This window comes from Psychromicrobium ferritrahens, assembly GCF_043789415.1.
In the GTDB taxonomy this organism is placed as follows: domain Bacteria; phylum Actinomycetota; class Actinomycetes; order Actinomycetales; family Micrococcaceae; genus Renibacterium.
Map to the genome: position 1 here is coordinate 1,649,185 of NZ_JBDLLW010000001.1, position 13,782 is coordinate 1,662,966.

Genomic DNA, 13,782 nt, shown 5'->3' on the forward strand with positions numbered 1-13,782 from the left:
CGCGTAATGGCTGAACCGCGTGTGCTCAACGGTCGCTATGAGCTGGACAAATTACTGGGCCGTGGCGGAATGGCGGATGTCTATCTCGGAAAGGACATCCGGCTCGGCCGCACCATTGCGATCAAGCTGCTGCGCTCAGATCTGGCCCGGGATCCGCAGTTTCAGGCCAGATTCCGCCGTGAAGCGCAGGCGGTCGCCGGGCTCAATCACCCTTCGATCGTCGCTGTTTACGATACCGGCGACGCCTCAACCGACGTCACCGGCCACGAAACCGAGCACACCAGGGTGCCCTATATCGTGATGGAGTACATCGAGGGGCGGACGCTGCGAGACCTGGTCCGTCAAGGCGATCTGAGCATCGAGAATGCGATCGATTACACCCTGGGCGTGCTCTCCGCCCTGGAGTACAGCCATCGCGCGGGGATCGTGCACCGCGACATCAAACCCGCCAATGTGATGGTGACCAAGGATGGCTCAGCGGTCAAGGTGATGGACTTCGGCATCGCCCGAGCCATCGCCGACTCCTCGGCTACGATGACCCAGACCCAGGCCGTGATCGGCACCGCGCAGTACCTCTCGCCGGAACAGGCCCGAGGCGAGACAGTGGATGCGCGTAGCGACCTCTATTCTGCGGCTTGCCTGCTCTACGAAATGCTCACTGGACGGCCGCCTTTCATCGGTGACAGCCCGGTCTCCGTGGCCTACCAGCACGTCCGGGAGACCGCCGAAGCACCGAGTCACTTCAACGACAAGGTCAGCCCTGCGGTGGACAGCGTGCTGGCGCGCGCCCTGCAGAAGGACCGTCAGGATCGTTTTCAGGACGCCGCCTCTTTCCGCAGAGCGCTGCGGGCGGCCAAGGCCGGCGTCGAACTGGCGCCGGTCAAACAAGATGCCAGCACCGATCAATTAGCTACCGAAATCCCGACCAAGCTGCCCGCTGTGGCTCCGATCCCCATCCCAGAGGAAGAACCGGTGACCCGCGCCATGGCGAAGGTGCTCAGCGGTGGACCACTCACCACGGAGGGAGCGGAGGAGGAGCCGGAGCAGGTCCCGTTGACCTTCCTGGAAGCCAAGGACGTCGACAAAGCCACCAAGCGACGGCGTAGGGCCTGGATCATCACCTTATTCGTAGTCCTCGTCCTGATACTGGGCGGCGGCGGTTTCTTCCTGTTCAATCAGATGACCGCAAAACCGGCTCCCGCGCCGACGGTCAATATTCCGGCCGTGGCAGGGCTTCCGGAGACAGATGCGGTGATCTCGCTCAGCAATATGCAACTGAAGCCGCAAGTCGAACGAGTCAACAGCGATACCTATAAAGCGGGCATTGCGATTGACACCGTGCCAGGCCAAGGCACCGCGGTGGAACTTCAATCCTCGGTGACCGTGCGAATTTCCAAGGGCCCGGCCAGCGTGCTGATTCCCTCGGATCTGGCCAAGATGACCGAGAGCGCGGTTCGCGATCAGTTACGTCAGCTCGGTCTGAATCCCGGCACCACGACGATGGTCAATGATCCTTCCATTCCCCAGGGGCTGCTGGTCTCCACCTCACCCGCCATCGGACAGAAGGTCGAGGCCGGAGCCACCGTGAACCTCAATATCTCCAGCGGAAAAGTCACCATGCCTTCGCTAATCGGCAAGACCAAGGATGAGGCCACCAAGCTGCTCAACGAGGCATCCCCGACCCTGCAAGTGAATTTCGTGGAAGAAGAGAACTCTCAGGTAAAAGCTGGAAACGTAACGAATCAGGCCCCGGAGGCGAAAAAGGACGTCGATCAGGGCAGCACAGTGACCGTGACGATCGCCAAGGCGCCGGCTAAATCCAGTCCGGGTTCCAGCTCGGATCCGAGCTGCACAGCAAGCCCTGGAGCAAGTAGCCCGCCAACGGGCTGCTCCACGGACAAGCCCTAGCGAAAACTCCGGCGCCTCAGTTCAAGATTCGAGCCCTTACGGCTGCTCGATATCGCCTCGGTTCAGTGGTGGACCGTTCAGTGGTGGACCGTTCAGTGGTGGACTGTTCAGTGGTGAATCAGCGGACTGAGCTGAGCCGAGGCTTCGGCGGCGCCTTCCATGCCCAAGGATTCCAACCAGTTGCCCAACATTCGGTAGCCGCCCTCGGTGAGCACCGATTCGGGGTGGAACTGCACACCGAGCAGTGGAGCAGTGCGATGTGCGAGTCCCATGATCACTCCGCTCGCGGTCTGCGCGGTGATTTCCAGTTCCGCGGGAATGGTCTCTCGTAGCGCAGCGAGTGAATGGTACCTAGTGGCCGTGAAAGGCGAGGGCACGCCGTCGAAGGGGGCACCGCCGTCGTGCTCGACCAAGGAGGTCTTCCCGTGCATCAGTTCCGGAGCGTGCGTCACCTTACCGCCATACGCCTCGGCGAGCGCCTGGTGGCCGAGGCATACCCCGAACATGGCTTTATGGTGCTCCCCGCACCAGCGGATCAGTTCAATGCAGACACCGGCCTCCGCGGGATTGCCGGGGCCGGGAGAGAGCAGTACGCCGTCCCTGCTGGACGCCAGTTCAATTGCTTCTTCCAGGGTGACCGCATCGTTTCGCACCACGGTGGTCTCCGCACCGAGCTGCCGGAGATAACCGACCAGGGTGTAGACGAAGCTGTCGTAGTTATCGATCACCAAGATGCGAGTACTCATTGCGAACCAATCGTCGAATCGGTGAAGGGGTTGTAGAGCGAGAGCCAGGGGAAAACCCAGATGACCAACGCCGCCAGCACAGCGGCGATCAGCAGGATTGAGAAGATGATCCGCAGCCACAGAGGGCCCGGTAAGGAACGAAAGATCCAGCCGTACATGGTGTCTATCCCTTTCCTGCGATGGCTTTGAACTGCGCGGCTATCGCGGCCGGCGGGCCTGCACTGAGCGGCTGCCAGGACTCCATCACCGAATAGGCGATGATGCGCTCTTGAGCTCCGAAGCGTGGATTGCAACTGGTCATGGTGAGAATCCGCTCTTTGGGTGCGGCATCCTTCACGGTCGGGACCGGGTAGAGCACGCTCACCTGACTCGGCAGCACGATCTCGGTATTCCGGAAGACGTAAGTGTAGTAACCATCTTTGGTCTGTACATAGATCTTGTCCCCGGGAACCAGGGTATGGATATTGTCCAGCACCGCGCCGTGGGTTTGCCGGTGACCTGCGACGGCGAAATTGCCCACCGCGCCCGGCATCGAGGTATCGGGGTAGTGGCCTAGCCCCAGGGTATCCAACTCCTGCTGATTGGTGCCTTGCACCAGCGGGCGAGGAGCGTAATTCGGTCCGAAGCGCGGAATGTACATCAAGCCGAAGGTCTGCATAGCTTCGGTAGGCGCCTTGGTGACTACCGGCTCGCCATAATTCTTAGTCGTGGCCGAGGGGTCCACCGGGCCTTGCAATTGGCCGGCGAACTGCTGGGCCGCCTGCTGCTGAGTCTGGTCGGCCGAGAGGTTGGTCCACCACAGCTCCCAGCCTACGAAGAGCATCAGCACCACGCCGAGAGTGATCAAGAGCTCGCCGATCACCTGCACTATGGTGCGGAAGACACCCTTGGGTTGGACGCTTCGCTGCCGCCTGGAACGGTTCGAACGATCCCGCAGATCGGCAGCTTCCACCAGCTCGTCGAACCCTACGTCCTCCGAGTTTCCCCCCGGTGATCTCTCCACTGCGACTCCTGGATAGTGCCGAACCCGCCTCGCTGAGGTGCGGCGCACGATTTTGACGCTAGAATTGCTGCCAGAAACCATGTGGATCAGCAGCAATAGTGCTGTTAGCAGGATACCAACTGCGTGAACCGCATCCCATTCGGTGGCTCAGCATAGGCTGTCCACCCGTCAAGGAGATCCTGTGCCCGAGTCCAAGTCCCGCCGTCGCACCGCTCGTCCCACCAATCCGGACGGCAGCAAAGCAGCTAAGCCGAATGCCGTTTGGTACAAGCCGGTGATGTTCGGCCTGATGATCATCGGTCTGCTCTGGATCATCACCTTCTACATCACCTCCAATACGACGACGCAGTTGCCCATCCCCGGCATCGGTGCCTGGAATATTGTGATCGGCTTCGGCATCGCCATTGTCGGCTTCCTGATGACCACTCGCTGGCGCAGCTAGTCCCCACGCCCTCCCAACGCTCATCCTTCGCGTTGGGGCCCTCGGGCGCGTGGGCCCCTTGTTGCTACCCCGCAGCTCGTACCTCGCCTCGGGGCCCCTCGCAACTGCACTTATTCCCTCAGAGATTTAAGTTAAAGTAGGCCTCAGCTCCCAACCGAGCTAGCGAGGTTGGGGAAGGCGCGGATCCCTGCGGCGCGCGGGCCCACTTGTGGCACCTGCTCGGCTATTTGTTGTTCCGGTGGGATGAGCCGCTATGACGTCGAACGGCTCGCCAAGGTGGAAGCCGCCAGTTCATGATCGATCAACAAGCAGCAACGCGGCATCAAGCAACTCAAACCGGGCTGAGAGCTGTACACCAATCTTGAGTGGTATGCAGCCACTGTAATGGAGCCCTGCGGCCTGAAGCGAAAGCTCTTCCCGCCGACTTTCGCCGCTGCACAGTTGCTCGGCTGGTGTGACAATGTGTTGGAACAAGCCGATGGCCCTAAGATCATCCGGCTCTCGGCTCGCTATACCGGATCAGCAGCGCCGCAGCCGCTGCCCTCATCTGCGGAGCCATTTGGGTCAGCAGGGGCAGGGCAAAAGCCTCTCAAATGCCGAGGAGTATTCTAAGCGATAACGGCGAAAGCACTCGATTAACTGCAATTCATCGTCAAACTCAGCCGCCTCAATGATCCGAGGAAAATCGAGACGAGGAGTATCAGAATTGAGAAAGCTCATACTGAAGATGTCAGTGTCGCTCGATGGCTTTGTCAGCGGCCCCAATGGCGAGGTTGATTGGATGTTCCGCGGGCGAAGTGAAGACTCCACGGCCTGGGTTCTGGATACGGTTCGGAATGCAGGTCTGCACGCTCTGGGCAGCAAGACATTCCGCGCATTGGCGGACTTCTGGCCGACATCGACCGAGCCGATGGCAGCACCGATGAACGATATTCCCAAGGTGATTTTCACCCGACAGAAGTCATTCGATAACAATCTGGAAGCTTCCAGTGCGGGGAACTGGGCGTCAGCGAGGGTAGCAAATGGCGATCTGACAGTTGAGATGAACCGCCTCAAAGAAGAGCCAGGGAACTACATCCTCGCCCAGGGCGGCGCAGGTTTCGCCCGCGGCCTGATTCAGCTCGGCCTAGTCGATGAATACCGACTGGTGATCCACCCGGTGCTGCTCGGCTCCGGCATCCCGATTTTCTCGGAATTGCAGCAGCCAAGGTATTTGAACCTCATCAGCGCCCCTCAATTTCAATCGGGCCTCAAGGCGCAGGTGTACCGTCCCGAGAACGTCTCTAGCCTGTGAGCAAAGTTATCCACAGTGTGCATAACTTTGTGGGAAAAATTGATCAAACGGCCAGCTTTCCCGGTTTAGAGATATCCACAGCTGTGGAATTACATGTGTGTAACTCAGCTTAGAACCGCTTCCTGGCAGGTATTTCACGGGAAAACGCCGCTTTGACCCGGCACAGTCCCGATCCTCAAGCCCAGCCGGTTACTTCTAAGTATCGACCTGGGGAAAGCGGTTCAAGCTTCAACCAGACCGCCGGTTCGCGCCGGATCCGCGGTCTGTAACTCCAAGGGCCCCAGACCTCAAGACTCATCGTCAGGCGTCATGGCTGGAGCCGCAGGCAGGATGGCGACTTCTCGCCCGATGGTCTCGCCCGGTAGTCTCGCGGGATGGTCTCGCGCGAGTGCTCGGAGTCGATCAGTCCGTTTCCAACTCGTGGACCTCCACTGGAATCCCCGGTGGCCGAAACCCTGCCACGGAAGCAGGACGCTAAGCCACACGACCCGAGCTCCCGATTTCAGCCCGGACAAGCCGTGGTTCACCTGGAAGGAAATGGACGCCGGGAAAGAATTTCAACCTGACGCCGGTCAGGCATTCGCCTCCGGCCTACGGGAGTCCCAGCCGTCGGACAGTTCTCGGGCCTGCCTACCAGGCGACCGTTTCATCGGCGTAACTGCGGAACTGCAGTCCGCCGTCCCCGGCATGAGCCTCAAGGGTACTCACGATGCCGGGGACGCTCTGCTCCACCGTCAGCGGCGCGCCTTCACCACCGAGTTCGGTCTGCACCCATCCGGGGTGGATCAGCAGAAGCGTCCTCTTATCGTCGCGACGCGCGTCATAGCTACGCATCAGCTGATTCAATGCGGATTTGCTCGCCCGATACACTTCGTGGCCGCCCCGCTCATTCATGCTGATGCTGCCCTGCCGTGAAGACATCACACCCATCGTGCCCTCGGGCTTGACCAAAGGCGCCAGCGTCTCGATCACCCGCAGAGGTGCAAGCGCATTGGTCACCATCACCCGGGTGAAGACCTCGGTCTCGACCTCACTGGCAGGTTTATCCGGATCGGTGATGCCAGCATTGACGAAGAGCAGATCGAAGCTGGCCTCCGCGAACCGCTCACGAAGCTGCTCGACGCTCTCGACAACGGTGATATCCACTTCCTCGACGGCGACCTGCCCCTCCGAGGTATCAGCGAGGTCGTGCAACCCAGTCCGCGAAGCGCCGCGCACGGTCCCCACCACCTTCCAGCCGCGCTGAGCGAATTCCCGGGCGAGACCGAGCCCGAGGTTTCGGGAAGCACCGATGATCAAGGCAGTTCGAGGGCTAGTGTCAGTCACATTCTCTCCTTCGTCACAGTAATTCGTCTTCGAATTCGTCCCAGTAAAAATCCGCTGAGCATCGCTCCGGCCGTCCAGAGCGGGTCCTCACAGTTCACACCATACCCCTTGCCGGCTGACCCACCTGAGCAAAGAATTCATCGCCGCCGGCCGGCAACCGATGACATCAGGCCGCCGAATCGATCAGGATTTCCGCGGCGCGGCGCGCCTGTCCGGCAGCATCACTGCTGCCGCTGATCGCTGCAGTGGTCTGAGCTCCCTCGGCCAGGATCGCTAATTGCGGGGCGAGTTCCGGCGGGCCACCGGCGTCCTTAACCAAGGAGGCGACGTACCGTTGAAAATTAGCCTTGTGCTTCCGAGCGGCCTCGGCGACAGCGGGCGAAACCGCACCCAGCTCACCAAAGGCATTAATAAAGCCGCAACCCCGAAACAGGTCGCCCTCGAACCAGTCGGCTAAATAATCGTAGATAGCGAGCAGCCGTTCTCGCGGCGAATCGACGGCGTTGACGGTACCCTCCAAGCCGTTGACCCAGGAACGATCCCGATGCTCAAGAACCGCTAGCACAATCGATTCTTTCGACGGAAAGAGCCCATAGAGGCGTTTCAGCGAAACCCCGGCGGCATCGCGCAGAGCATCCATCCCCACGGTCTGGATACCCCTGCCGTAGTACAGCTCATCCGCGGTTTCAATAATGTGCTCGCGCAGTGAATCCGTCTTTTCCTCAACCATGCGAACCAGTCTACTTGCGTGAGAACGATCGTTCCAGTAACATCGTGAATATCGCTGAGAACGAACGTTCTCAGTTTGGATCGAAAGGATGCAGATCATGTCATTAGTTACCGTTGGCGTTGAGAACAGCACCGATATCGAGCTCTATTACGAAGATCATGGGCAGGGCCAGCCCGTTGTGCTGATCCACGGCTATCCGCTCGACGGCTCATCTTGGGAGAAGCAGACCTCCGCCCTGCTCGACGCCGGTTATCGAGTCATCACCTACGACCGGCGCGGTTTCGGCAAGTCATCGAAACCGACCACCGGTCACGACTACGACACCTATGCGGCAGATCTCAAGGCGCTGCTCGAGCACCTCGATCTTCGCGACGTCGTGCTCACCGGATTCTCGATGGGCACCGGAGAGGTGGGGCGCTATCTCGGCAGCTATGGCTCCGATCGCATCGCGAAGGCCATCTTCCTGGGTTCGCTTGAACCTTTCCTCTTGAAGACCGAGGACAATCCCACCGGAGTTCCGCAGGAAGTCTTCGACGGGCTATTCGCCAGCGCCAAAGCCGATCGCTACGCCTTCTTCAGCGATTTCTTCAAGAACTTCTTCAACACCGAAGATTATCTCGGCAATCGACTGAGCCAAGAGGCACTGGTCGCGAACACCTCACTGGCTTATGCAGCCTCTCCGTTCGCGTCTTTCCTGGCTCAGCCGACCTGGCTGACCGACTTCCGCGCCGACGTCGCGAAGATCAAGGTCCCCTCGCTCATCGTGCACGGCACCGCTGACAATATCCTGCCCATCGACTCGACCGGCCGCGAGTTCCACAAGGCTCTGCCCGCTGCGGAATACATCGAGATCGAGGGAGCCCCGCACGGCATGCTCTGGACCCACGGAGCGGAAATCAATAAGATTCTGCTCGATTTCCTCGCCAAATAAGCACCGATAGCGCCCTTCTAGGTACTCGAGTTCGCTGGCCAGCCCAGCGGCTTGGACCAGCGGCCCTCGCAGTCCACAACGCAATGCGTTGGCTGCGGGGGCGTCGCTATTTCCTGATCAGCTTGAATCAGCGTGAAGGAGAATCGTTTTCACTCAGCCTGATCAGCCATGAGGAGAGAAGCTGAGATTCCTGGACGCCGAGCACCTCTGGATGCCGTGCCACCTCTTCGATCACCTGGTGAATGGCGACAAGGCGATCATCCCGCCCCCGCCGAGAGCTCGAGGTCCCGGTGATCGCAGCGATCGCGCCCTCCCGCACCGCAATAGAGAGCTCTCTATCCTCTTGCGCGAGAATGATCTGCCGCAGAGTGACACCAATATTAGTCACCAGGATATGCGCCGCCGCCTGATCCGGATCGGCGGCCAACCGGCCTTGCGCGGCAGCTTGCCGGGTCAGCGAGCGTAGGAGCTGGCTCGGCCGGGCCTGCGGAGCCGGAGAGTAACCCGGCCGCACTTTGCCGTACATCAGCGAATAGAAACCGGGGTTCGCCAGACCGAAGGCCACATGGGCGTCCCAGCCCTGGCGAATGTCCTGAATCGGGTCACCCGAGGATTCTTGGCCATCTTTCTGCCCCATATAGAGGTCAAAGCCGCGTTCGACGACGGCGTCGATCAGCCCCTGCTTGCTGCCGAAGAAGTGATACAGGGTCGGCATCTTGACCGCCACCTGATTGCAAACCTCCCGCAGTGAGAACTCCTCCCCGGGAGCTCGGGCGATCAATTCCGCGGCGGCATCGAGAAGCCGAGACCGTGTATCGCCGTGCGTACTCGATGTCATATTGATATAGTACTTATGTATCGTTGATATATGCATTTATACAGATGATAAACAAGGAGATCGCATGAGCACGCACACACTAGAAGGCAAGAACGTTCTCATCGCTGGCGGGGGCAAGAACCTCGGCGGACTGATCAGCAGGCAGGCCGCCGAAGCTGGAGCAAACGTCGCGATTCATTACAACTCCGAGTCGAGCCGCACCGCGGCAGAAGAGACCTTGAGCGCCGTTGAAGCGGCTGGTCGCAAAGGGGTCATCCTGAGCGGGGACCTCAGCACTCCGGAAAACGTCGAGAAGCTCTTCGCTGACGCTGAAGCCGCGATCGGCAAACTCGACGTCGCCGTCAACACCGTGGGCAAGGTGCTGCGCAAACCGATTCTGGACACCACGGAAGCGGACTACGACGCTATGTTCGACATCAACTCCAAAGCCGCCTACTTCTTCATCAAAGAAGCCGGGAAGCAACTGCGCGACGGCGGCAAGGTGATCACCATTGTCACCTCGCTCTTGGCGGCCTTCACCGATGGTTACTCCACTTATGCGGGCGGCAAGTCTCCGGTGGAGCACTTCACCAGAGCAGCCGCAAAGGAATTTGCCGATCGCGGTATCTCCGTCACCGCGATCGCCCCGGGCCCGATGGATACGCCATTCTTCTACGGCCAGGAGACACCCGAGCGGGTTGAATTTCACAAATCCCAGGCAATGGGCAATCAATTGACCCAGATCGAGGACATCGCACCGATCGTGCGCTTCCTGGCTACCGAGGGCTGGTGGATCACCGGCCAGACCCTGTTCGCCAACGGCGGCTACACTACCCGCTAAGCAAGCACCGCAGAACAAGGAGAACCAAGATGACCGATCAAGCACCCGAACCAGTTGCCTCCTTCATCGAGGCCGTCAATCGTCATGACGAGGAAGCCTTTCTCAGCGCATTCAGTGAGCACGGCGTCGTCGATGATTGGGGCAGGGAATTCAGTGGCCGCGAGCAGATCAAACGCTGGAGCGACAAGGAGTTCATCGGCTCGCGGGGCACGTTGAACGTCCAGGAAGTGAACTCCACGGCGGAAGGCATCACCGTGATCGGCGATTGGCGCAGCAACCACGCCAATGGCCTGAGCAAGTTCAGCTTCGAGGTCGACGGTGAGCTGATCACCAAGATGACCATTCGCGAAGGCTGAACCAGCGCGCTGCCAGACTGAGCCCGTGCCTTCACACCCGGTTGAAGGCACGGGCCTCTGTTTTAACCGGGCCTCTAGTGCTCACCAAGAGTCACCTTTAACCGGGGGTCATCGAACCCCGCCCATCGGGCTGAGACACCCCGATCAATCGAGTCGAATAATGACGGCGATCCGGTTACTTTTCAGTAGCAGATTTGAGCCTTAGCCTCAGCAATAGCGCGGGATTCGCCTAATATGAGAGATCTTTTCGCTTTCGGTGGATATATCACTTGCTTTCCGTTTTTTCGCCGAATATCCTGTTAGCAACTGTGCGTCCCTGGGGGATCTGGGATCGCATGAGGATAATCCGCAAATTCGACCAAGAGGGTGAACCCAGTGTTGACCACTGATGCGCATAAAAAACCACTAATATTCAAAATAATCGCCATAATAGCGATCTCTCTGCTGGCGATTCTGGGCCTGCCCGCCTCGGCCGGAGCGGCCTCGCCTGCGCCAGCGGGCACGTACACCGGCACCAGTACCGCTTATACCGGGGCAACCATCTCCTTCACGGTAGACGCCAATGGCGTGATGGCGGATGTGAATACCGAAAGCTATCTCTTCTGCGGTAGCTTCCCAACGCCCATCCAGTGGACCGGAATGCCTCCCACTGCCTTGAACGCCGATGGCTCCTTCGATGTCACCTGGTTCTTCGGCGATCCGGATAACAGGGTTAAATACACACTCTCCGGCGTGGTCGGCTCGAATGGCCAGGCCAGCGGTCAGGGTCGCGCGACCATGCCTGATCTGGGCTGCTCCGGCTTGCAATTCACCTTCAATGCAACAGTTGGCGGCACCTCGCCACTGACTCCCAAGATCACCGCAAATCCCACGACCCTCACGGTGAGCCAGCTCGCCAACCCGGGAACCGTGATCACCGGGACAGACTTCCCACCGAATTCCCCGCTCTCAGCGACCTTCGACGGCCAGCAGATGAACGGCAATGTCTCGACCAATGCAAATGGTGGTTTCCAGGATCCGGTGACCGGCACCAATATCGCTCCCGGACAGCACACTATTGCTTACACTGCGGGCGGTAAGACCGCTTCTACGACCATCACGGTGAATGCTGACCCGGTCATCCCCGACCCCACAGTCACCGCTGACCCGACCACCCTGACCGTCTCGCAACTGGCTAGCTCGGGAACCCACGTCACCGGCAAGGACTTTGCAGCCTCTACCGCGATAACTGTTGCCCTTGATGGAAGCAACGTCGGCACCACGCAGTCGGATAACACCGGCAAGATTGACTACACCTTCACCAAAGCAGGCGTCGCACCCGGCGCACACACCCTCAGCTTCACCGCAGCAGGCAAAACCGCCACCGTGGACCTCACGGTGAATGCCGACCCGGTCATCCCCGACCCCACCGTGAACCCCGATTCGACAACCTTCACGGTGAGCCAGATGGTCGACCCGGGAGTCCACGTTACCGGTAGAGACTTTGCAGCGAACAGCACTGTCACTGTGAAGTTCGACGGCGCAGACGCCGGCACCACCCCCGCCACTGGCGAAGGCAGGATCAACTACACCTTCAGCAAAGCAGGCGTCGCACCCGGGGCACACACCCTCAGCTTCACCGCGGCAGGCAAAACCGCCACCGTGGACCTGACGGTGAATCCCGATCCGGTCATCCAGGAGCCCACCGTCGCCGCCGACCCGGCCACGCTGACTGTCTCGCAACTGGCTAGCTCGGGCACCCACATTACTGGTAAGGACTTCCCGCCTTCTACTGGAGCATTTGTTACCTTGGACGGAAACGATGCCGGAACCGCACAGGTGGCTAACACCGGCAGGATCGACTACATCTTCACCAAAGCAGGCGTCGCACCCGGTGTGCACACCCTCAGCTTCACCGCAGCAGGCAAAACCGCCACGCTGAACCTGACGGTGAATGCTGACCCGGTCATCCCCGACCCCACCGTCACCGCAACACCAACCACCCTGACGGTGAGCCAGCTCGCCAACCCGGGAACTCACGTCACCGGTAAGGACTTCGCAGCCAACAGCACCGTCACTGTGAAGTTCGACGGCGCAGACGCCGGCACCACCCCCGCCAACGGCGAAGGCAAGATCGACTACACCTTCACCAAAGCAGGCGTCGCACCCGGTGTGCACACCCTCAGCTTCACCGCAGCAGGCAAAACCGCCACCGTCAACCTCACCGTGAACGCCGACCCGGTCATCCCCGACCCCACCGTCACCGCAACACCAACCACCCTGACCGTGGACCAGCTGGCTAACCCCGGTATCGTCGTGGTGGGCAAGGACTTCCCGGCAAATGCGCAGGTCGTTGTCACCTTCGATGGCGCTAACCCGGAAAACCACCGGGCCGATGCGAGTGGCAAGGTGAGCTTCACCTATCAGCGCAGTGGAGTCGCACCCGGCCAGCACAAGATTCAATTCAGCTGGACGGCCTTCGCTCCGAAGCAGCGCGCTCTGCTCGCGGCAGCAGCTGCTCCTCAGCTTGAGGTGACGATTACCGTCAAGGCCAATACTCCTCCGACCACACCGAAGCCTTCCGCTAACGCTAGTACCAGCAATTTGTCAGTATCGGAGCTGGGCTCGAAGGGCATTCAGGTCACCGGAAGCAATTTCGGAGCCAATGCTTCAGTGAAGGTGCTCTTCGATGGCCAGTTGGTGAGCACCGAGGTGGCTGATCAGCAGGGTGTCTTGAACTTCCTGTTCAAGAAGGCCGGAGTCACTCCCGGAAGCCACACGCTGACCCTCCAGTCAGGGGATACCACCCTGTCTCTGGCGGTGACCGTCACGGCGGATAGCGCCTTGCCGACCAAACCCGGCACCAGCGCCCCGCAAACACCGTTCAACCCAGGAGACGGTGATGGACTGCCCAATACCGGCATGGAGTTCATTGCTCCGACCGGAATAGCAATCCTGCTCATGGCCTCCGGAATAGCGGCCTTCTTCATGGCGCGTTCACGATTCGGACGTCGCGCCAAGGCATAGCCAAGGGCTGACCAAACAAAGATGGGGCCGGTAACCGCAAAAGCGGTTACCGGCCCCATCTTTTTCGCAGCCAAAGGTCCCGTTCGGTGACGACGACCCTCTGCTGAAGACCCCGAGGGGCCAGGAAGCAGCGAAAGAGCTTTTTGGTGAAAATAACGATGGCGCACTGGTTCAGGATTGGGGTTCGACCAGCACGCCATCGTTATACGACTTCGCTGAATTGGGGGACAACGAAGTCGGGCTCCGAGACATGGATTTCACCTCGATAGCTGAAACTCATGCCTCGAAAATATTCAGAAATTTCCGCGCATTCATGAAAGATGCGCGGAAGCGGTGAAGGATCATCGCTAACTGCATCGTAGTTAAATTCTATTTATCAGAA

The 13,782-nt window shown here is 59.8% G+C and carries 14 protein-coding genes; 8 read left to right on the plus strand and 6 right to left on the minus strand.

Annotation, left to right across the window (positions count from 1 at the left end):
- Positions 1-6: 6 nt before the first annotated feature.
- Positions 7-1,908 carry a Stk1 family PASTA domain-containing Ser/Thr kinase gene (gene pknB / locus ABDK06_RS07585; RefSeq protein ID WP_394940354.1) on the plus strand — a complete coding sequence of 634 codons (1,902 nt, stop codon included), beginning with the start codon at positions 7-9 and terminating at the stop codon, positions 1,906-1,908.
- A 107-nt stretch (positions 1,909-2,015) separates the two neighbouring features.
- On the opposite strand, the gene ABDK06_RS07590 is transcribed toward pknB, so the two are convergent.
- From ABDK06_RS07590 to ABDK06_RS07600, 3 genes are read right to left on the minus strand one after another with little or no spacing between them, the layout of a single operon-like run.
- Positions 2,016-2,654 (minus strand): anthranilate synthase component II, encoded by a 639-nt coding sequence (locus ABDK06_RS07590; protein ID WP_394940355.1) that lies wholly within the window; start codon positions 2,652-2,654, stop codon positions 2,016-2,018.
- The gene (locus tag ABDK06_RS07595; RefSeq protein WP_394940356.1) at positions 2,651-2,812 is read right to left on the minus strand and encodes a hypothetical protein; all 162 of its coding nucleotides are present in this window, start codon (positions 2,810-2,812) and stop codon (positions 2,651-2,653) included. The genes ABDK06_RS07590 and ABDK06_RS07595 overlap by 4 nt, the downstream gene beginning before the upstream one ends.
- Positions 2,813-2,817: 5 nt before the next feature.
- The gene (locus tag ABDK06_RS07600) at positions 2,818-3,591 is read right to left on the minus strand and encodes a class E sortase (protein ID WP_394940819.1); all 774 of its coding nucleotides are present in this window, start codon (positions 3,589-3,591) and stop codon (positions 2,818-2,820) included.
- A gap of 247 nt (positions 3,592-3,838) precedes the next feature.
- Here ABDK06_RS07600 and ABDK06_RS07605 point away from each other — a divergent pair, with 247 nt between their 5' ends.
- From ABDK06_RS07605 to ABDK06_RS07615, 3 genes are all read left to right on the plus strand, one after another.
- Entirely contained in the window at positions 3,839-4,099 is a 261-nt protein-coding gene (locus tag ABDK06_RS07605) for a cell division protein CrgA (RefSeq protein WP_394940357.1), read from the plus strand.
- 348 nt (positions 4,100-4,447) lie between these two features.
- Positions 4,448-4,711 (plus strand): citrate/2-methylcitrate synthase, encoded by a 264-nt coding sequence (locus ABDK06_RS07610; protein WP_394940820.1) that lies wholly within the window; start codon positions 4,448-4,450, stop codon positions 4,709-4,711.
- Positions 4,712-4,805: 94 nt separating this feature from the next.
- On the plus strand, positions 4,806-5,393 hold the full coding sequence (locus tag ABDK06_RS07615) for a dihydrofolate reductase family protein (RefSeq protein ID WP_394940358.1): 588 nt from the start codon (positions 4,806-4,808) through the stop codon (positions 5,391-5,393).
- A gap of 630 nt (positions 5,394-6,023) precedes the next feature.
- On the opposite strand, the gene ABDK06_RS07620 is transcribed toward ABDK06_RS07615, so the two are convergent.
- Together ABDK06_RS07620 and ABDK06_RS07625 are read right to left on the minus strand one after the other, a co-directional pair.
- A complete protein-coding gene (locus ABDK06_RS07620) occupies positions 6,024-6,719 on the minus strand; it encodes an SDR family NAD(P)-dependent oxidoreductase (RefSeq protein WP_394940359.1) in 696 nt (231 codons plus the stop codon).
- A 166-nt stretch (positions 6,720-6,885) separates the two neighbouring features.
- Positions 6,886-7,449, minus strand: coding sequence for a TetR/AcrR family transcriptional regulator (locus ABDK06_RS07625; protein WP_394940360.1), 564 nt, complete (start codon positions 7,447-7,449; stop codon positions 6,886-6,888).
- A 97-nt stretch (positions 7,450-7,546) separates the two neighbouring features.
- On the opposite strand from ABDK06_RS07625, the gene ABDK06_RS07630 reads away from it, so the two are divergent.
- Complete coding sequence (locus ABDK06_RS07630; protein WP_394940361.1) at positions 7,547-8,380, plus strand: alpha/beta fold hydrolase; 834 nt, start codon at positions 7,547-7,549, stop codon at positions 8,378-8,380.
- A gap of 127 nt (positions 8,381-8,507) precedes the next feature.
- Here the strand turns inward: ABDK06_RS07630 and ABDK06_RS07635 are convergent, their stop codons facing one another.
- Complete coding sequence (locus ABDK06_RS07635) at positions 8,508-9,218, minus strand: TetR/AcrR family transcriptional regulator (protein ID WP_394940362.1); 711 nt, start codon at positions 9,216-9,218, stop codon at positions 8,508-8,510.
- A 64-nt stretch (positions 9,219-9,282) separates the two neighbouring features.
- Between ABDK06_RS07635 and ABDK06_RS07640 the strand changes: the two genes are divergently transcribed.
- The 3 genes from ABDK06_RS07640 to ABDK06_RS07650 all read left to right on the plus strand — a co-directional run bounded on the left by ABDK06_RS07640 (position 9,283) and on the right by ABDK06_RS07650 (position 13,400).
- On the plus strand, positions 9,283-10,038 hold the full coding sequence (locus tag ABDK06_RS07640) for an SDR family oxidoreductase (RefSeq protein WP_394940363.1): 756 nt from the start codon (positions 9,283-9,285) through the stop codon (positions 10,036-10,038).
- 29 nt (positions 10,039-10,067) lie between these two features.
- Positions 10,068-10,394, plus strand: a complete 327-nt coding sequence (locus tag ABDK06_RS07645) for a nuclear transport factor 2 family protein (protein ID WP_394940364.1) — start codon at positions 10,068-10,070, stop codon at positions 10,392-10,394.
- A gap of 375 nt (positions 10,395-10,769) precedes the next feature.
- On the plus strand, positions 10,770-13,400 hold the full coding sequence (locus ABDK06_RS07650; protein WP_394940365.1) for a hypothetical protein: 2,631 nt from the start codon (positions 10,770-10,772) through the stop codon (positions 13,398-13,400).
- The last annotated feature ends 382 nt before the right edge of the window (positions 13,401-13,782 follow it).